17 protein-coding genes and 6 pseudogenes are annotated in these 18,541 nt (G+C 57.7%); 17 read left to right on the top strand and 6 right to left on the bottom strand.

The window, feature by feature from the left end; all coding sequences use genetic code 11:
* Positions 1–12: 12 nt before the first annotated feature.
* Positions 13–447, bottom strand: coding sequence for a mercury resistance transcriptional regulator MerR (locus ACP6KB_RS28220; protein WP_003131969.1), 435 nt, complete (start codon positions 445–447; stop codon positions 13–15).
* Positions 448–518: 71 nt separating this feature from the next.
* Between ACP6KB_RS28220 and merT the strand changes: the two genes are divergently transcribed.
* The 6 genes and pseudogenes from merT to ACP6KB_RS28190 all read left to right on the top strand — a co-directional run.
* Entirely contained in the window at positions 519–869 is a 351-nt protein-coding gene (gene merT / locus ACP6KB_RS28215) for a mercuric ion transporter MerT (protein ID WP_003131974.1), read from the top strand.
* 12 nt (positions 870–881) lie between these two features.
* Entirely contained in the window at positions 882–1,157 is a 276-nt protein-coding gene (gene merP, locus ACP6KB_RS28210) for a mercury resistance system periplasmic binding protein MerP (RefSeq protein ID WP_003131987.1), read from the top strand.
* 71 nt (positions 1,158–1,228) lie between these two features.
* Positions 1,229–2,914: a mercury(II) reductase gene (merA, locus tag ACP6KB_RS28205; protein WP_003156770.1), complete on the top strand. Its 1,686-nt coding sequence runs from the start codon at positions 1,229–1,231 to the stop codon at positions 2,912–2,914.
* Between the two features lie 17 nt (positions 2,915–2,931).
* Entirely contained in the window at positions 2,932–3,297 is a 366-nt protein-coding gene (merD, locus tag ACP6KB_RS28200) for a mercury resistance co-regulator MerD (RefSeq protein ID WP_000995360.1), read from the top strand.
* Positions 3,294–3,530 (top strand): broad-spectrum mercury transporter MerE, encoded by a 237-nt coding sequence (merE, locus tag ACP6KB_RS28195; RefSeq protein WP_003132004.1) that lies wholly within the window; start codon positions 3,294–3,296, stop codon positions 3,528–3,530. Before merD ends, merE begins: the two co-directional genes overlap by 4 nt.
* A pseudogene (locus ACP6KB_RS28190) lies at positions 3,527–3,643 on the top strand (Diguanylate phosphodiesterase); the annotation flags it as partial. The gene merE and the pseudogene ACP6KB_RS28190, both read left to right, overlap by 4 nt.
* Here ACP6KB_RS28190 and ACP6KB_RS28185 read toward each other — a convergent pair.
* Positions 3,629–6,514 (bottom strand): annotated as a pseudogene (locus ACP6KB_RS28185) (Tn3 family transposase). The pseudogenes ACP6KB_RS28190 and ACP6KB_RS28185 overlap by 15 nt on opposite strands.
* Positions 6,515–6,639: 125 nt before the next feature.
* Here ACP6KB_RS28185 and ACP6KB_RS28180 point away from each other — a divergent pair.
* Genes ACP6KB_RS28180 through ACP6KB_RS28170 form a run of 3 tightly spaced genes read left to right on the top strand, consistent with a single transcriptional unit; the run spans position 6,640 to position 8,959 of the window.
* Positions 6,640–7,308 carry a recombinase family protein gene (locus ACP6KB_RS28180; protein WP_023434504.1) on the top strand — a complete coding sequence of 223 codons (669 nt, stop codon included), beginning with the start codon at positions 6,640–6,642 and terminating at the stop codon, positions 7,306–7,308.
* A gap of 11 nt (positions 7,309–7,319) precedes the next feature.
* Positions 7,320–8,123 (top strand): aminoglycoside O-phosphotransferase APH(3'')-Ib, encoded by an 804-nt coding sequence (gene aph(3'')-Ib / locus ACP6KB_RS28175; RefSeq protein ID WP_001082319.1) that lies wholly within the window; start codon positions 7,320–7,322, stop codon positions 8,121–8,123.
* Entirely contained in the window at positions 8,123–8,959 is an 837-nt protein-coding gene (locus ACP6KB_RS28170) for an aminoglycoside O-phosphotransferase APH(6)-Id (protein ID WP_000480968.1), read from the top strand. Before aph(3'')-Ib ends, ACP6KB_RS28170 begins: the two co-directional genes overlap by 1 nt.
* A 105-nt stretch (positions 8,960–9,064) precedes the next feature.
* On the opposite strand, the pseudogene ACP6KB_RS28165 reads toward ACP6KB_RS28170, so the two are convergent.
* The 3 genes and pseudogenes from ACP6KB_RS28165 to intI1 all read right to left on the bottom strand — a co-directional run.
* Positions 9,065–10,231 (bottom strand): annotated as a pseudogene (locus tag ACP6KB_RS28165) (DUF4158 domain-containing protein); the annotation flags it as partial.
* 3 nt (positions 10,232–10,234) lie between these two features.
* Entirely contained in the window at positions 10,235–10,795 is a 561-nt protein-coding gene (locus ACP6KB_RS28160) for a recombinase family protein (RefSeq protein WP_015648284.1), read from the bottom strand.
* Positions 10,796–11,229: 434 nt separating this feature from the next.
* Positions 11,230–12,243, bottom strand: a complete 1,014-nt coding sequence (gene intI1, locus ACP6KB_RS28155) for a class 1 integron integrase IntI1 (RefSeq protein ID WP_000845048.1) — start codon at positions 12,241–12,243, stop codon at positions 11,230–11,232.
* 352 nt (positions 12,244–12,595) lie between these two features.
* On the opposite strand from intI1, the gene ACP6KB_RS28150 reads away from it, so the two are divergent.
* The 7 genes and pseudogenes from ACP6KB_RS28150 (at position 12,596) to ACP6KB_RS28120 (ending at position 17,083) form a co-directional block, all read left to right on the top strand.
* Positions 12,596–13,252 carry a quinolone resistance pentapeptide repeat protein QnrVC1 gene (locus tag ACP6KB_RS28150; protein WP_000415714.1) on the top strand — a complete coding sequence of 219 codons (657 nt, stop codon included), beginning with the start codon at positions 12,596–12,598 and terminating at the stop codon, positions 13,250–13,252.
* A 320-nt stretch (positions 13,253–13,572) separates the two neighbouring features.
* Positions 13,573–14,373 (top strand): oxacillin-hydrolyzing class D beta-lactamase OXA-10, encoded by an 801-nt coding sequence (locus ACP6KB_RS28145; RefSeq protein ID WP_000846390.1) that lies wholly within the window; start codon positions 13,573–13,575, stop codon positions 14,371–14,373.
* 16 nt (positions 14,374–14,389) lie between these two features.
* On the top strand, positions 14,390–15,181 hold the full coding sequence (aadA1, locus tag ACP6KB_RS28140) for an ANT(3'')-Ia family aminoglycoside nucleotidyltransferase AadA1 (protein ID WP_001209508.1): 792 nt from the start codon (positions 14,390–14,392) through the stop codon (positions 15,179–15,181).
* 34 nt (positions 15,182–15,215) lie between these two features.
* The gene (gene dfrA14 / locus ACP6KB_RS28135) at positions 15,216–15,689 is read left to right on the top strand and encodes a trimethoprim-resistant dihydrofolate reductase DfrA14 (RefSeq protein WP_004201280.1); all 474 of its coding nucleotides are present in this window, start codon (positions 15,216–15,218) and stop codon (positions 15,687–15,689) included.
* A gap of 220 nt (positions 15,690–15,909) precedes the next feature.
* Positions 15,910–16,068 (top strand): annotated as a pseudogene (mobC, locus tag ACP6KB_RS28130) (plasmid mobilization relaxosome protein MobC); the annotation flags it as partial.
* A gap of 58 nt (positions 16,069–16,126) precedes the next feature.
* Positions 16,127–16,201: pseudogene (locus tag ACP6KB_RS28125) on the top strand (hypothetical protein); the annotation flags it as partial.
* A gap of 117 nt (positions 16,202–16,318) precedes the next feature.
* Entirely contained in the window at positions 16,319–17,083 is a 765-nt protein-coding gene (locus tag ACP6KB_RS28120) for an IS6-like element IS6100 family transposase (RefSeq protein WP_001389365.1), read from the top strand.
* A 139-nt stretch (positions 17,084–17,222) separates the two neighbouring features.
* Here the strand turns inward: ACP6KB_RS28120 and ACP6KB_RS28115 are convergent.
* Positions 17,223–17,291: pseudogene (locus ACP6KB_RS28115) on the bottom strand (hypothetical protein); the annotation flags it as partial.
* Positions 17,292–17,293: 2 nt separating this feature from the next.
* On the opposite strand from ACP6KB_RS28115, the gene ACP6KB_RS28110 reads away from it, so the two are divergent.
* The gene (locus ACP6KB_RS28110) at positions 17,294–18,133 is read left to right on the top strand and encodes an SdiA-regulated domain-containing protein (protein ID WP_228480256.1); all 840 of its coding nucleotides are present in this window, start codon (positions 17,294–17,296) and stop codon (positions 18,131–18,133) included.
* Positions 18,134–18,541 lie beyond the last annotated feature (408 nt).

Here is an 18,541-nt window from a genome sequence, read left to right as displayed (position 1 = left end):
AAATAAAGCACGCTAAGGCATAGCCGAACCTGCCAAGCTTGCTCCACCCTGTAGTGACGCGATCAGCGGGCAGGAAACGTTCCCCCTTCGCGCATGGCAGGCGCACACCAACTCAGACAGCACGGCCTCCATGCGCGCCAGGTCAGCCATTTTCTCGCGCACGTCCTTGAGCTTGTGCTCGGCCAGACTGCTGGCTTCCTCGCAATGGGTGCCATCCTCCAGCCGCAGCAGCTCGGCGATCTCATCCAGGCTGAAGCCCAGCCGCTGGGCTGATTTCACGAAGCGCACCCGCGTTACATCCGCCTCGCCATAGCGGCGGATGCTGCCATAGGGCTTGTCAGGCTCCAGCAACAAGCCCTTGCGCTGATAGAAACGGATGGTCTCCACATTGACCCCGGCCGCCTTGGCGAAAACGCCAATGGTCAGGTTCTCCAAATTGTTTTCCATATCGCTTGACTCCGTACATGAGTACGGAAGTAAGGTTACGCTATCCAATTTCAATTCGAAAGGACAAGCGCATGTCTGAACCAAAAACCGGGCGCGGCGCGCTCTTCACTGGAGGGCTTGCCGCCATCCTCGCCTCGGCTTGCTGCCTCGGGCCGTTGGTTCTGATCGCCTTGGGGTTCAGCGGCGCTTGGATCGGCAACTTGGCGGTGTTGGAACCCTATCGCCCCATCTTTATCGGCGTGGCGCTGGTGGCGTTGTTCTTCGCCTGGCGGCGCATCTACCGGCAGGCAGCGGCCTGCAAACCGGGTGAGGTCTGCGCGATTCCCCAAGTGCGAGCTACTTACAAGCTCATTTTCTGGATCGTGGCCGCGCTGGTTCTGGTCGCGCTCGGATTTCCCTACGTCATGCCATTTTTCTACTGATCGGAGTTCACCATGAAGAAACTGTTTGCCTCCCTCGCCCTCGCCGCCGTTGTTGCCCCCGTCTGGGCCGCCACCCAGACCGTCACGCTGTCCGTACCGGGCATGACCTGCTCCGCCTGCCCGATCACTGTCAAGAAGGCGATTTCCAAGGTCGAAGGCGTCAGCAAAGTTGACGTGACTTTCGAGACACGCCAAGCGGTCGTCACCTTCGACGATGCCAAGACCAGCGTGCAGAAGCTGACCAAGGCAACCGCAGACGCGGGCTATCCGTCCAGCGTCAAGCAGTGAGTCACTGAAAACGGCACCGCAGCACAACGGACGTCATTGTCTGGCGCCACAAACGATAAAGGATCTGTTGCATGACCCATCTAAAAATCACCGGCATGACTTGCGACTCGTGCGCGGCGCACGTCAAGGAAGCGCTGGAAAAAGTGCCAGGCGTGCAGTCGGCGCTGGTGTCCTATCCGAAGGGCACAGCGCAACTCGCCATCGTGCCGGGCACATCGCCGGACGCGCTGACTGCCGCTGTGGCCGGACTGGGCTACAAGGCAACGCTAGCCGATGCGCCACTGGCGGACAACCGCGTCGGACTGCTCGACAAGGTGCGGGGATGGATGGCCGCCGCCGAAAAGCACAGTGGCAACGAGCCCCCGGTGCAGGTAGCGGTCATTGGCAGCGGTGGAGCCGCGATGGCGGCGGCGCTGAAGGCCGTCGAGCAAGGCGCGCAGGTCACGCTGATCGAGCGCGGCACCATCGGCGGCACCTGCGTCAATGTCGGCTGTGTGCCGTCCAAGATCATGATCCGCGCCGCCCACATCGCCCATCTGCGCCGGGAAAGCCCGTTCGATGGCGGTATTGCGGCAACTGTGCCTACGATTGACCGCAGTAAGCTGCTGGCCCAGCAGCAGGCCCGCGTCGACGAACTGCGGCACGCCAAGTACGAAGGCATCCTGGGCGGTAATCCGGCCATCACCGTTGTGCACGGTGAGGCGCGCTTCAAGGACGACCAGAGCCTTACCGTCCGTTTGAACGAGGGTGGCGAGCGCGTCGTGATGTTCGACCGCTGCCTGGTCGCCACGGGTGCCAGCCCGGCGGTCCCGCCGATTCCGGGCTTGAAAGAGTCACCCTACTGGACTTCCACCGAGGCCCTGGCGAGCGACACCATTCCCGAACGCCTTGCCGTAATCGGCTCGTCGGTGGTGGCGCTGGAGCTGGCGCAAGCCTTTGCCCGGCTGGGCAGCAAGGTCACGGTCCTGGCGCGCAATACCTTGTTCTTCCGTGAAGACCCGGCCATCGGCGAGGCGGTGACAGCCGCTTTCCGTGCCGAGGGCATCGAGGTGCTGGAGCACACGCAAGCCAGCCAGGTCGCCCATATGGACGGTGAATTCGTGCTGACCACCACGCACGGTGAATTGCGCGCCGACAAACTGCTGGTTGCCACCGGTCGGACACCGAACACGCGCAGCCTCGCGCTGGACGCAGCGGGGGTCACTGTCAATGCGCAAGGTGCCATCGTCATCGACCAAGGCATGCGCACGAGCAACCCGAACATCTACGCGGCCGGCGACTGCACCGACCAGCCGCAGTTCGTCTATGTGGCGGCAGCGGCCGGCACCCGTGCCGCGATCAACATGACCGGCGGCGATGCGGCGCTCGACCTGACCGCAATGCCGGCCGTGGTGTTCACCGATCCGCAAGTGGCGACCGTGGGCTACAGCGAGGCGGAAGCCCACCACGACGGGATCGAGACCGACAGCCGCACCTTGACCTTGGACAACGTGCCGCGTGCGCTCGCCAACTTCGACACACGCGGCTTCATCAAGTTGGTTATCGAGGAAGGCAGCCATCGGCTGATCGGCGTACAGGCGGTCGCGCCGGAAGCGGGTGAACTGATCCAGACGGCGGCTCTGGCCATTCGCAACCGCATGACGGTGCAGGAACTGGCCGACCAGTTGTTCCCCTACCTGACGATGGTCGAGGGGTTGAAGCTCGCGGCGCAGACCTTCAACAAGGATGTGAAGCAGCTTTCCTGCTGCGCCGGGTGAGAAAAAGGAGGTGTTCAATGAACGCCTACACGGTGTCCCGGCTGGCTCTTGATGCCGGGGTGAGCGTGCATATCGTGCGCGACTACCTGCTGCGCGGATTGCTGCGCCCGGTGGCGTGCACACCAGGCGGCTACGGCTTGTTCGATGACGCCGCCTTGCAACGGCTGTGCTTCGTGCGGGCGGCCTTCGAGGCGGGCATCGGCCTCGACGCGCTGGCGCGGCTGTGCCGGGCGCTGGATGCGGCGGACGGCGACGAAGCGGCCGCGCAGCTTGCCCTGCTGCGTCAGTTCGTCGAGCGTCGGCGCGAAGCGTTGGCCGATCTGGAAGTGCAGTTGGCCACCCTGCCGACCGAGCCGGCACAGCACGCGGAGAGTCTGCCATGAACAACCCCGAGCGCTTGCCGTCCGAGACGCACAAACCGATCACCGGCTACCTGTGGGGCGGACTGGCTGTGCTGACTTGCCCCTGCCACCTGCCCATCCTCGCTGTCGTGCTGGCCGGCACAACCGCCGGTGCTTTCCTCGGCGAGCATTGGGTCATCGCGGCGCTCGGTTTGACCGGCCTGTTCCTTCTGTCCCTGTCGCGGGCGTTGCGGGCATTCAGGGAAAGAGAATGAGCGCTTTCCGGCCGGATGGATGGACGACGCCGGAACTGGCCCAAGCGGTCGAGCGCGGGCAGCTTGGGGTCGTTTGCGGGAGGGGGCGGAATCCTACGCTAAGGCTTTGGCCAGCGATATTCTCCGGTGAGATTGATGTGTTCCCATCCGAGCGGCGAAACATGGGCCAAGAGATCGGGCGATAGCAGCTTTCCATCGCGTTTCTGGTTTGCAACGACCTCGCCGAGCTTCATGGTGTTCCAGAAGATGATGATGGCGGCGAGCAGATTCATGCCGGCGATGCGGTAATGCTGGCCTTCGGCGGAACGGTCGCGGATTTCACCGCGGCGGTGGAAGCTGATTGCCCGCTTCAGCGCATGATGAGCTTCGCCTTTGTTGAGCCCGATCTAGGCACGCCGTTGGAGTTCGGCATCCAGAATCCAGTCGATCATGAACAGGGTGCGCTCGACGCGACCGACTTCCCGCAGGGCTGTCGCGAGCTCGTTCTGCCGCGGATAGGAGGCGAGTTTCCGCAGAATCTGGCTTGGCGCGACGGTCCCGGCAGCAATGGTGGCGGCGATGCGCAGGGTGTCGGGCCAATTGCGCTCGATCATGGCTTGGTTGACCTTTCCGCCGATCAACGCTCGCAGGTGCGCCGGGGCGGCCGACGGATTGAACGCGTAGAGCCGTTTGGATGGCAGGTCGCGGATGCGCGGAGCGAACCGGTAGCCGAGAATGGCACATGCGGCAAAGACGTGATCGGTGAAGCCGCCCGTGTCGGTGAACTGCTCGCGGATATGGCGTCCAGCATCGTTCATCAGCAGGCCATCGAGGATGTAAGGCGCTTCGCTTGCCGTTGCAGGAATCACCTGGGTTGCGAACGGCGCATATTGGTCGGAGACGTGGCTATAGGCTTTCAGGCCCGGGGTATTGCCATATTTCGCGTTGACCAGGTTCATGGCCTCACCTTGCTCTGTAGCGACGAAGAACTGTCCGTCGCTCGAAGCCGACGTGCCCATGCCCCAGAACCGGGCCATGGGTAACGCTGCCTGTGCCTCGACCACCATGGCCAGCGCCCGGTCATAGGCTTCGCCCTCGACATGCCACCGTCCAATGCGGATCAATTCCCAGAAGGTGTGGGTGTTTGTCGCATCCGCCATTTTGCGCAAGCCGAGGTTGATCCCTTCCGCCAAGATAACGTTCATTAGCCCGATCCGGTCAGCGCAGGGTGCTCCTGTGCGCAGATGGGTGAACGCTTCGGTGAAGCCGGTCGCCGCATCCACCTCCAGCAGGAGATCGGTGATGCGCGTGGGCGGGATCTGCTTGTAGAGATCGAGCACCAGATCTTCGGCGCCTGTCGGCGCGGCGGCTTCGAGTTTCTCGATATGCAGAACGCCGTTTTCAATCGACCCGCCCGGGATCGTGCCTGCGCGAGCGGCACGGCCAAGCTCGCGCAACCGCATGTCGAGGCGAGCTTGCCGGTCTGCCAGCCATTCCTCCGGCCGCAATGGCACAGCGAGACGACCGCCTTCCGCGATGGCTTGTGCCGGAACGAGTGCGTGTTTCAGATCGCCATAGCGCCGGGACCTAGTAAGCCAGACATCTCCGGAGCGGAACGCATCGCGCAGATGGAACAGCACCGCGATCTCCCATAGGCGAGCGTCGCCAGCCCTCTGGGCCCGAAGGTGGCGATGCCATTTCGAGCTGGGCCGCAAGAAGCTGGTCATCGCGGCATCGTTCAAACCGGTACGAAGGGCCGTCACCGCTTCCAGAAGCGGCAGTGCAACGGGCGCAGCTCGCAGATCGAGCAGGCGCAACATGCGTGGAGCGTATCGGCGGAAGCGGTGATAACCGTCGAGCACATGGTTGAGCGGATCGTCGGCCATGGTGGCGGTGAGCCTGGTTGCCATTGCAACAAGGGTTTTGAAGCCGTCCCACCCTGATCCGCTCGCGATGACGTCGCCCAGCGGCTGGCCATCATCCTGTGCATCGACCAGGGCGCCCCCGATCTCGGCGAAGGATTTCAGGGTGTCACGCACCACCCCCGCTTCGTCTGCGACCTTTGCATGGCAAATACGCTCCGAAGCACGGTAGAGACGGCCGACGATCCGGTCGTGGGTTTCGACCACTGCGTCGGCCAACATCGCCTGCCATTCCGAGACGCAAACAGCCAAGATCGCAAGCCGCCTGTCCTCCGGGAGATCGCGCATGCCGTCGGCATAATACCGTTCACCCTGCCTGCGCAGACGAGTCACCCGATGGGCAGGAACGCCGGCAAGCAGATCCTCGGGGAGATCGACGCGTTGCAGATATTCGAGCCGGTCGAGCAGCCGGTTGGCCGACGAAGAGTTCGAGCCAGGCTCGAACTGGCGCAGCCACACAAAACGGGTCACCCGATCATCAGCCGTCTCCTCGAGCAATGCCAGCAACTGTTCTCGGATCGACATAGGCAGACGAATGGCGATCCTCGTCTCGATGCGTCGCTCGGCATCGACGAGAGCCGCGGCACAAAGCCGCTCGATCGTGGATGTCGCGGGAAGGACAGTGCGGGTGCGTCGGCACTCGGCTACGAAGCGACGGGCGATATCCTCGTTCGACACCGCCATCTCGGCTTCTCGGAACAACCATTCCTTCAGCTCGCTCGCACCACGTCCGGAGAAGGTGCGGAAGCCGTAGAGCCCCCGTAACTCGGCAAGATGCTCGTGCCGTGTTTCCTCGCGGGCAGCATAGTCTACGAGATCGTCGGCACCCAGGCCAAGCTGCGCTCCGATAAATTCGATGACCTCTGCAGGGATCAGTTCGCCTGGAGCCAGCACCCGGCCGGGATAGCGCAGGACACACAATTGCAGGGCGAAGCCGAACCTGTTGTGAGCGCGCCGACGCAGCCTGATATGCCCAAGGTCTTCATCACTCAGCGTATAGTGCTTGAGCAAATCCGTCTGTGAAGTCGGCAAGCGCAACAGCGCGTCTTTCTGCCGATCGGTTAGAGTGACGCGACGCGGCATACATGTTCCTTTTTCAAAATCTGATAGCGTTCAAGACGCTTTGTTTATGAAGCTGGTTGAGATACATTTCCAGAGGTCAATGCAATCGTGGCCGAAGCGCCGCCTCAAACCAACGTTTGTGATACATGCTGATCGGATATGCCCGCGTCTCCAAAGCCGATGGCTCGCAGTCTCTCGACCTGCAGCACGACACCTTGCGCGCCGCAGGTGTCGAACGGGACAATATCTATGATGATCTTGCTTCCGGCGGTCGTGATGATCGCCCTGGCTTGACTGCCTGCCTCAAGTCATTGCGTGACGGCGATGTGCTGGTGGTCTGGAAGCTCGATCGCCTCGGACGATCGCTTGCCCATCTGGTCAACACGGTGAAGGAGCTGTCAGACCGCAAGATCGGCCTGCGGGTTCTGACTGGAAAGGGCGCTCAGATCGACACCACGACTGCGTCCGGTCGCATGGTGTTCGGAATCTTCGCCACCTTGGCCGAGTTCGAGCGGGATCTGATCCGAGAGCGCACCATGGCGGGTCTCGCCTCCGCGAGAGCGCGCGGTCGCAAGGGCGGACGAAAATTCGCGCTCACCAAAGCTCAGGTGCGTCTCGCGCAAGCCGCCATGGCCCAGCGCGATACTTCAGTTTCCGATCTCTGCAAGGAACTCGGCATCGAGCGCGTCACTCTCTACCGATATGTCGGTCCCAAAGGCGAGCTCAGAGACCATGGAAAGCATGTTCTCGGACTTACGTCGCAACTCGTTTCTTTTCGCAAGTTGAGCCACCTCCGCGCTTCATCAGAAAACTGAAGGAACCTCCATTGAATCGAACTAATATTTTTTTTGGTGAATCGCATTCTGACTGGTTGCCTGTCAGAGGCGGAGAATCTGGTGATTTTGTTTTTCGACGTGGTGACGGGCATGCCTTCGCGAAAATCGCACCTGCTTCCCGCCGCGGTGAGCTCGCTGGAGAGCGTGACCGCCTCATTTGGCTCAAAGGTCGAGGTGTGGCTTGCCCCGAGGTCATCAACTGGCAGGAGGAACAGGAGGGTGCATGCTTGGTGATAACGGCAATTCCGGGAGTACCGGCGGCTGATCTGTCTGGAGCGGATTTGCTCAAAGCGTGGCCGTCAATGGGGCAGCAACTTGGCGCTGTTCACAGCCTATCGGTTGATCAATGTCCGTTTGAGCGCAGGCTGTCGCGAATGTTCGGACGCGCCGTTGATGTGGTGTCCCGCAATGCCGTCAATCCCGACTTCTTACCGGACGAGGACAAGAGTACGCCGCAGCTCGATCTTTTGGCTCGTGTCGAACGAGAGCTACCGGTGCGGCTCGACCAAGAGCGCACCGATATGGTTGTTTGCCATGGTGATCCCTGCATGCCGAACTTCATGGTGGACCCTAAAACTCTTCAATGCACGGGTCTGATCGACCTTGGGCGGCTCGGAACAGCAGATCGCTATGCCGATTTGGCACTCATGATTGCTAACGCCGAAGAGAACTGGGCAGCGCCAGATGAAGCAGAGCGCGCCTTCGCTGTCCTATTCAATGTATTGGGGATCGAAGCCCCCGACCGCGAACGCCTTGCCTTCTATCTGCGATTGGACCCTCTGACTTGGGGTTGATGTTCATGCCGCCTGTTTTTCCTGCTCATTGGCACGTTTCGCAACCTGTTCTCATTGCGGACACCTTTTCCAGCCTCGTTTGGAAAGTTTCATTGCCAGACGGGACTCCTGCAATCGTCAAGGGATTGAAACCTATAGAAGACATTGCTGATGAACTGCGCGGGGCCGACTATCTGGTATGGCGCAATGGGAGGGGAGCAGTCCGGTTGCTCGGTCGTGAGAACAATCTGATGTTGCTCGAATATGCCGGGGAGCGAATGCTCTCTCACATCGTTGCCGAGCACGGCGACTACCAGGCGACCGAAATTGCAGCGGAACTAATGGCGAAGCTGTATGCCGCATCTGAGGAACCCCTGCCTTCTGCCCTTCTCCCGATCCGGGATCGCTTTGCAGCTTTGTTTCAGCGGGCGCGCGATGATCAAAACGCAGGTTGTCAAACTGACTACGTCCACGCGGCGATTATAGCCGATCAAATGATGAGCAATGCCTCGGAACTGCGTGGGCTACATGGCGATCTGCATCATGAAAACATCATGTTCTCCAGTCGCGGCTGGCTGGTGATAGATCCCGTCGGTCTGGTCGGTGAAGTGGGCTTTGGCGCCGCCAATATGTTCTACGATCCGGCTGACAGAGACGACCTTTGTCTCGATCCTAGACGCATTGCACAGATGGCGGACGCATTCTCTCGTGCGCTGGACGTCGATCCGCGTCGCCTGCTCGACCAGGCGTACGCTTATGGGTGCCTTTCCGCAGCTTGGAACGCGGATGGAGAAGAGGAGCAACGCGATCTAGCTATCGCGGCCGCGATCAAGCAGGTGCGACAGACGTCATACTAGATATCAAGCGACTTCTCCTATCCCCTGGGAACACATCAATCTCACCGGAGAATATCGCTGGCCAAAGCCTTAGCGTAGGATTCCGCCCCTTCCCGCAAACGACCCCAGGGTGGCGAAGTTCTCGCCGACCAGGTGCAGATGATCGAAGCCCTCCGGCCGGGCCAGCAGCTCGGCCTCGCTGACGCTCTCGGTGAACTCATCCCAGGGAATCACCGCCTCGATGGCCGCGTAGGGATCGCTGCCGCTTTCCTTGGCTTCCAGCAGAGCCTGGCCGATTTTTGAGTACAGGCGCACCTTGTCGTTGATCGCCTTGCCCTGCTTCTGGAACTGCTGCTGATGCTTGTGCTTCGCGCTGCTGAACAGCTTGACCAGGATACGGTCATGCAAATCGACCAGTTCATCAATCACGGTCGCGGTGCTCTCCAGCACCACGGCGGCCAGGGTCGCGTAACGTCGCTGCGGCTCGAACTTGCCGAGGTCTTTGGGCGTCATCTGCCCACCCTCGCGGGCCAGCTTGAGCAGGCGGTTCTGGTGGATGTGCCGGCCCAGGCCTTCGGGCAAGTCCACCAGCTGAAATGTCTTCAGCCGCTCGATGTGTTCAAGCATGTGCCGGGAGTTGGGTTTCAGCGGTGCCTGTCGCAGCCAGGTCAACCAGGTGATGCTGCTGCCGGCCTTGAGCTTCAACAGCTCGTCCAGCTTGGCCCGATGCGAGTCCGTGAGTGGTTCGACCAGGGCGCGGTAGACCCGCCGATTGGCCCGCGCAATGGCCTCCGAGCAGGCCCGGTCGATCACGCTCAGCGCCGGCAGGATGCGCCGCTTCTGCCGCAGGCTCTCCAGCGCCTGACCGGCCAGCAGCAAGCTCTTGTCGGTTTGCTGGGCCAGCTCGGTCAATTCGCGCACCAGGACGCGGAAGTCCGACAGGCCGAATGGAGCCAGTTGCAGGTAGGTGCGCAGTTCCTGGGCGTGCTCGCGGCGAGTCACGTCCCGCTCGCCGTACTTCGCCCAGCTCGCCGGCTCGGCCTGAACCTGCTTGGCCACCCACAGGATGACCGGCTCGGGCAGCTCGCTGTCGGTGCCCAGCGCATAGCCGGGGTAGCGCAGCAGGCAGAGCTGCACCGCGAAGCCCAGGCGGTTGGCGTCGCCGCGCCGCTGACGGATCAGCGACAGGTCGGAATCGTTGAAGGTGTAGTAGCGGATCAGGTCATCCTGGCTTTCCGGCAACGCAAGCAGGGTGTCCCGCTCCGTGGCCGAGAGGATCAAGCGACGCGGCATGTATCAGTCGTCCGTGCGGAGGTACTGGTAGAGGGTTTCCCGGCTGATGTTGAACTCGCGGGCAAGCTGCGCCTTGGGCTCGCCGGCAGCCGCCCGCTGCCGCAGGGTAGCAGCCTGCTCGTCGGACAGGGCCTTCTTGCGGCCCCGGTACGCGCCGCGCTGCTTGGCCAGGGCGATGCCTTCGCGCTGCCGCTCACGGATCAGGGCGCGCTCGAACTCGGCGAAGGCCCCCATGACCGACAACATGAGGTTGGCCATCGGCGAGTCCTCGCCGGTGAACACCAGGCCTTCCTTCAAGAACTCGATGCGCACACCGCGCTTGGTCAGCTTCTGCACCAGGCGGCGCAAATCATCGAGGTTTCGTGCCAGGCGATCCATGCTGTGCACCACCACGGTATCGCCTTCGCGGACGAAACCGAGCATGGCCTCCAGCTGTGGACGCTGGGTGTCCTTGCCCGAGGCTTTGTCGGTGAACAGCTTGCCGATCTCGACCTGCTCAAGTTGGCGTTCCGGGTTCTGGTCGTAACTGCTGACCCGGACGTAACCGATGCGTTGTCCCTGCAAGATGCCTCCATGGGCTGGATGGGCGGCAGGGCTTACGTTGGTTTTTGGTTCCATTGCGCCCTAAGCCTTGAATTTGTCAGGCTGAAATCTGTGACCTTGGCAAGCAGGTGTCAAAGAATATGAAAGTAGACTCTATTCTGACGGTGCGGCGCGGCCTTTCCTGACATCCAGTTAGGGTATACCCTATCCGTACACCCTGAAAACCGGCTCCCGTGCGTCTGGATAGGGCCGTTGTCGTTTTCAGAAGACGGCTGCACTGAACGTCAGAAGCCGACTGCACTATAGCAGCGGAGGGGTTGGATCCATCAGGCAACGACGGGCTGCTGCCGGCCATCAGCGGACGCAGGGAGGACTTTCCGCAACCGGCCGTTCGATGCGGCACCGATGGCCTTCGCGCAGGGGTAGTGAATCCGCCAGGATTGACTTGCGCTGCCCTACCTCTCACTAGTGAGGGGCGGCAGCGCATCAAGCGGTGAGCGCACTCCGGCACCGCCAACTTTCAGCACATGCGTGTAAATCATCGTCGTAGAGACGTCGGAATGGCCGAGCAGATCCTGCACGGTTCGAATGTCGTAACCGCTGCGGAGCAAGGCCGTCGCGAACGAGTGGCGGAGGGTGTGCGGTGTGGCGGGCTTCGTGATGCCTGCTTGTTCTACGGCACGTTTGAAGGCGCGCTGAAAGGTCTGGTCATACATGTGATGGCGACGCACGACACCGCTCCGTGGATCGGTCGAATGCGTGTGCTGCGCAAAAACCCAGAACCACGGCCAGGAATGCCCGGCGCGCGGATACTTCCGCTCAAGGGCGTCGGGAAGCGCAACGCCGCTGCGGCCCTCGGCCTGGTCCTTCAGCCACCATGCCCGTGCACGCGACAGCTGCTCGCGCAGGCTGGGTGCCAAGCTCTCGGGTAACATCAAGGCCCGATCCTTGGAGCCCTTGCCCTCCCGCACGATGATCGTGCCGTGATCGAAATCCAGATCCTTGACCCGCAGTTGCAAACCCTCACTGATCCGCATGCCCGTTCCATACAGAAGCTGGGCGAACAAACGATGCTCGCCTTCCAGAAAACCGAGGATGCGAACCACTTCATCCGGGGTCAGCACCACCGGCAAGCGCCGCGACGGCCGAGGTCTTCCGATCTCCTGAAGCCAGGGCAGATCCGTGCACAGCACCTTGCCGTAGAAGAACAGCAAGGCCGCCAATGCCTGACGATGCGTGGAGACCGAAACCTTGCGCTCGTTCGCCAGCCAGGACAGAAATGCCTCGACTTCGCTGCTGCCCAAGGTTGCCGGGTGACGCACACCGTGGAAACGGATGAAGGCACGAACCCAGTGGACATAAGCCTGTTCGGTTCGTAAGCTGTAATGCAAGTAGCGTATGCGCTCACGCAACTGGTCCAGAACCTTGACCGAACGCAGCGGTGGTAACGGCGCAGTGGCGGTTTTCATGGCTTGTTATGACTGTTTTTTTGTACAGTCTATGCCTCGGGCATCCAAGCAGCAAGCGCGTTACGCCGTGGGTCGATGTTTGATGTTATGGAGCAGCAACGATGTTACGCAGCAGGGCAGTCGCCCTAAAACAAAGTTATGTGCTTTCTCTAAAACAAGCCAGATTCACTGAAACTTTCTTCTGGCTGGCCGCATCGGTCGTTTCGAATTAGCCACCTTTAAAATGCCGTTTTGATGCCTTATTTTGGCTAAAACGGGGTGTTTTAAGTTTCTGTTTTTATTGGTTTTGTTTTTGTTGAGAACTTTCAGGTAAATGATAGTCTTCAAATCAAATGTTTTTTGGAGCCACAGCATGGAAAAATCAAAGCAATTATATAATCAAGTGAACTTCTCACATCAGGACTTGCAAGAACATATCTTTAGCAATTGTACTTTTATACATTGTAATTTTAAGCGCTCAAACCTCCGAGATACACAGTTCATTAACTGTACTTTCATAGAGCAGGGGGCATTGGAAGGGTGCGATTTTTCTTATGCTGATCTTCGAGATGCTTCATTTAAAAACTGTCAGCTTTCAATGTCCCATTTTAAGGGGGCAAATTGCTTTGGTATTGAACTGAGAGATTGTGATCTTAAAGGAGCAAATTTTAGTCAAGTTAGTTTTGTAAATCAGGTTTCGAATAAAATGTACTTTTGTTCTGCATACATAACAGGTTGTAACTTATCCTATGCCAATTTTGAGCAGCAGCTTATTGAAAAATGTGACCTGTTCGAAAATAGATGGATTGGTGCAAATCTTCGAGGCGCTTCATTTAAAGAATCAGATTTAAGCCGTGGTGTTTTTTCGGAAGACTGCTGGGAACAGTTTAGAGTACAAGGCTGTGATTTAAGCCATTCAGAGCTTTATGGTTTAGATCCTCGAAAGATTGATCTTACGGGTGTAAAAATATGCTCGTGGCAACAGGAACAGTTACTGGAGCAATTAGGGGTAATCATTGTTCCTGACTAAGCGCAAGATTCGGCTACGCACATAACAAACGCTTTAAGACGGATTCGCAACGTTTGGCGGTTTTAGTTTGAATTGGCTTTTGTATTTACGGTGTAATAATTGAGTGTTGTGGTAGCGTTGCTCACCACTTAAGCGGGCGTTAGGCCTCGCCGAAGCGAAAGATCGCTACTTGAAGTGTTGACGCCTTTGTTTTAAAGTTTCGCGTCTATCTTTCTGATTTTGTTAAAAAATCAGACTTTGATTAATCATGTTAGACGTCAGAGGTATTTTGACTTAAACGCCTCTGAGGTCGAATTAACGTTAGCCACCAAGAAGGTGCCATGAAAACATTTGCCGCATATGTAATTATCGCGTGTCTTTCGAGTACGGCATTAGCTGGTTCAATTACAGAAAATACGTCTTGGAACAAAGAGTTCTCTGCCGAAGCCGTCAATGGTGTCTTCGTGCTTTGTAAAAGTAGCAGTAAATCCTGCGCTACCAATGACTTAGCTCGTGCATCAAAGGAATATCTTCCAGCATCAACATTTAAGATCCCCAACGCAATTATCGGCCTAGAAACTGGTGTCATAAAGAATGAGCATCAGGTTTTCAAATGGGACGGAAAGCCAAGAGCCATGAAGCAATGGGAAAGAGACTTGACCTTAAGAGGGGCAATACAAGTTTCAGCTGTTCCCGTATTTCAACAAATCGCCAGAGAAGTTGGCGAAGTAAGAATGCAGAAATACCTTAAAAAATTTTCCTATGGCAACCAGAATATCAGTGGTGGCATTGACAAATTCTGGTTGGAAGGCCAGCTTAGAATTTCCGCAGTTAATCAAGTGGAGTTTCTAGAGTCTCTATATTTAAATAAATTGTCAGCATCTAAAGAAAACCAGCTAATAGTAAAAGAGGCTTTGGTAACGGAGGCGGCACCTGAATATCTAGTGCATTCAAAAACTGGTTTTTCTGGTGTGGGAACTGAGTCAAATCCTGGTGTCGCATGGTGGGTTGGGTGGGTTGAGAAGGAGACAGAGGTTTACTTTTTCGCCTTTAACATGGATATAGACAACGAAAGTAAGTTGCCGCTAAGAAAATCCATTCCCACCAAAATCATGGAAAGTGAGGGCATCATTGGTGGCTAAAACAAAGTTAAACATCATGAGGGAAGTGGTGATCGCCGAAGTATCGACTCAACTATCAGAGGTAGTTGGCGTCATCGAGCGCCATCTCGAACCGACGTTGCTGGCCGTACATTTGTACGGCTCCGCAGTGGATGGCGGCCTGAAGCCACACAGTGATATTGATTTGCTGGTTACGGTGACCGTAAGGCTTGATGAAACAACGCGGCGAGCTTTGATCAACGACCTTTTGGAAACTTCGGCTTCCCCTGGAGAGAGCGAGATTCTCCGCGCTGTAGAAGTCACCATTGTTGTGCACGACGACATCATTCCGTGGCGTTATCCAGCTAAGCGCGAACTGCAATTTGGAGAATGGCAGCGCAATGACATTCTTGCAGGTATCTTCGAGCCAGCCACGATCGACATTGATCTGGCTATCTTGCTGACAAAAGCAAGAGAACATAGCGTTGCCTTGGTAGGTCCAGCGGCGGAGGAACTCTTTGATCCGGTTCCTGAACAGGATCTATTTGAGGCGCTAAATGAAACCTTAACGCTATGGAACTCGCCGCCCGACTGGGCTGGCGATGAGCGAAATGTAGTGCTTACGTTGTCCCGCATTTGGTACAGCGCAGTAACCGGCAAAATCGCGCCGAAGGATGTCGCTGCCGACTGGGCAATGGAGCGCCTGCCGGCCCAGTATCAGCCCGTCATACTTGAAGCTAGACAGGCTTATCTTGGACAAGAAGAAGATCGCTTGGCCTCGCGCGCAGATCAGTTGGAAGAATTTGTTCACTACGTGAAAGGCGAGATCACCAAGGTAGTCGGCAAATAATGTCTAACTCAAGCGTTAACCCAGGATGAGAACCTTGAAAGTATCATTGATGGCTGCGAAAGCGAAAAACGGCGTGATTGGTTGCGGTCCAGACATACCCTGGTCCGCGAAAGGGGAGCAGCTACTTTTTAAAGCATTGACCTACAATCAGTGGCTTCTGGTGGGTCGCAAGACGTTTGAATCTATGGGCGCACTCCCCAATAGGAAATACGCGGTCGTTACCCGCTCAGGTTGGACATCAAATGATGACAATGTAGTTGTATTTCAGTCAATCGAAGAGGCCATGGACAGGCTAGCTGAATTCACCGGTCACGTTATAGTGTCTGGTGGCGGAGAAATTTACCGAGAAACATTACCCATGGCCTCTACGCTCCACTTATCGACGATCGACATCGAGCCAGAGGGGGATGTTTTCTTCCCGAGTATTCCAAATACCTTCGAAGTTGTTTTTGAGCAACACTTTACTTCAAACATTAACTATTGCTATCAAATTTGGAAAAAGGGTTAACAAAGCTATGCAATCGACGGCAAAAAGCTTCGTTCGCTTCGCGCACTACGCCTTTTCCGCGATTGATAGCGACGTTATGTGAATATTGAAATGAGCATTCCAAAGAAAGGAAGTAGAAAAATTATCGTGGGCGAAAATGAGTTTTTGTGGCTCATTAGGTCAAAACTCACATATTCGCAGGACTGTTTAGGTACAGAAATGACTGCGGTCGTTGAACCGGATGCCGGTCCTCACTGATGAAGAAGTGAACACCGTACGGGAATCGTGCCGGCAGCTTGGAGCTATCGGCCGGAACCTCAACCAGGTGGCCAGGGCCTTGAACATCGAGTTCAGGGAAAGTGACAAGCTCAAGCAAGAGGCCATCGAAAAACTGGCCGAACGGATCGACCAGCATTTGGACCATGTGTCTGAGCTGTTCGATAAGACCTGGAGCCGGTGGCACGATTGTCATTTTCAGAAGACGACTGCACCAGTTGATTGGGCGTAATGGCTGTTGTGCAGCCAGCTCCTGACAGTTCAATATCAGAAGTGATCTGCACCAATCTCGACTATGCTCAATACTCGTGTGGGCTCTGTTGCAAAAATCGTGAAGCTTGAGCATGCTTGGCGGAGATTGGACGGACGGAACGATGACGGATTTCAAGTGGCGCCATTTCCAGGGTGATGTGATCCTGTGGGCGGTGCGCTGGTATTGTCGCTATCCGATCAGCTATCGCGACCTTGAGGAAATGCTGGCGGAACGCGGCATTTCGGTCGACCATACGACGATCTATCGCTGGGTCCAGTGCTACGCCCCGGAGATGGAGAAGCGGCTGCGCTGGTTCTGGCGGCGTGGCTTTGATCCGAGCTGGCGCCTGGATGAAACCTACGTCAAGGTGCGGGGCAAGTGGACCTACCTGTACCGGGCAGTCGACAAGCGGGGCGACACGATCGATTTCTACCTGTCGCCGACCCGCAGCGCCAAGGCAGCGAAGCGGTTCCTGGGCAAGGCCCTGCGAGGCCTGAAGCACTGGGAAAAGCCTGCCACGCTCAATACCGACAAAGCGCCGAGCTATGGTGCAGCGATCACCGAATTGAAGCGCGAAGGAAAGCTGGACCGGGAGACGGCCCACCGGCAGGTGAAGTATCTCAATAACGTGATCGAGGCCGATCACGGAAAGCTCAAGATACTGATCAAGCCGGTGCGCGGTTTCAAATCGATCCCCACGGCCTATGCCACGATCAAGGGATTCGAAGTCATGCGAGCCCTGCGCAAAGGACAGGCTCGCCCCTGGTGCCTGCAGCCCGGCATCAGGGGCGAGGTGCGCCTTGTGGAGAGAGCTTTTGGCATTGGGCCCTCGGCGCTGACGGAGGCCATGGGCATGCTCAACCACCATTTCGCAGCAGCCGCCTGATCGGCGCAGAGCGACAGCCTACCTCTGACTGCCGCCAATCTTTGCAACAGAGCCTCCGTCGCCATGCTCACCTCGCTTTGGTGCACACGAGTATTGAGCATAGTCGAGATTGGTGCAGATCACTTCTGATATTGAACTGTCAGGAGCTGGCTGCACAACAGCCATTACGCCCAATCAACTGGTGCAGTCGTCTTCTGAAAATGACATCGTCTGTACTTTTGGATCAAGACCCACTGGCACACAGACGATTGGCAGGAGCGCTCTGTGTGGCTGCCTGGCTATCGGGTTGAGCTGGATGCTAAGGCGGTTCCCGGTGTGGACAACAACCTTTCGGGCCTGACCTTCGATCCTGACCTAAATCTGCTGTGGGCGGTTACCAATGGCCCGAACGAGCTGCTGGCCCTCAGTCGTGACGGTGACGTGGAGCGACGTTACAGCCTGGATGGCTTCCACGACGTGGAAGCGGTGTCCTATGCCGGCAACGGTCAACTGGTCATTGCCGAAGAGCGGCGGCAGAGCCTGGTTATCGTGGATATCCCCATCGACGAATACGGTAAGCTTTCTCCTGATCGACCATTGAGCCTAGACCAGTATTCAGCGCTAACCTTGGCGCTTGGCAAGGAGGACAACAAAGGCCTTGAAGGGCTCGCCTACGACCTAAAAGGTGATCGTTTGTTTGTGACCAAGGAGCGTGACCCCCGGCAATTACTGGAAGTGAGCGGCCTTCGTGCCAGCCTGGAAGGAGGCGTTTCCCTGCACGTCCGCGACATGTCCAACCTAGTAAAAGACAAGGTGTTTGCCACTGACTTGTCTTCGGTTGTATTCGATCAACAGAGCGGCCATCTGATCCTGCTCAGCGACGAGTCGAAACTGCTGATTGAAATGACCGACGAGGGCAAGGTGGTGAGTTTCCGCTCCTTGGCGAGGGGGTTTGCTGGTTTGCTGAAAGGTATACCCCAAGCCGAAGGCGTAACCATCGACGATGAAGGGTATTTGTACGTGGTCAGCGAGCCGAACTTGTTCTATCGCTTTACCCGCGAGACAGATTGACCAGTCAACAAGCTACAGTCAGGCGTGGCCGGGACGCTTGAACTGTTAGCGTACGATTTTTTCCGAATTCTGCGGGCTCCCCTGCAGCAGCTCGCGCACGCAAAATCGTCCAGCGAGCGAGGCCCCAACAAGGGCCAGAGCGAGCGGTGCAGTTGTCCACGGACCAGGTGTGCATCATCGCCTGGGCGGTGGGCAACTGCAGGGCGATTTCCCGAGCCGTGCACTTGCTCCCACGCGAGCTGCTGCAGCGCCCGGCCTGCTGGCCGGCTCGCCCTCGATCTTGATTACCAGGTGGGATGGGCCATCCCGGCCGCGAGGCCGGGTTAGGAATTGCCCCCTCGGCCGTACGATACAAACGGCAAGCGGAGCGCGCAGGCCGAAGGCCGGAGGCGTGAGGATGGAAGCCCG

Source organism: Pseudomonas sp. NUPR-001 (assembly GCF_052147955.1).
Taxonomy (GTDB): domain Bacteria; phylum Pseudomonadota; class Gammaproteobacteria; order Pseudomonadales; family Pseudomonadaceae; genus Aquipseudomonas.
Note: the sequence above shows the minus strand (reverse complement) of the source record. Positions and strands in the feature narration are given on the sequence as shown.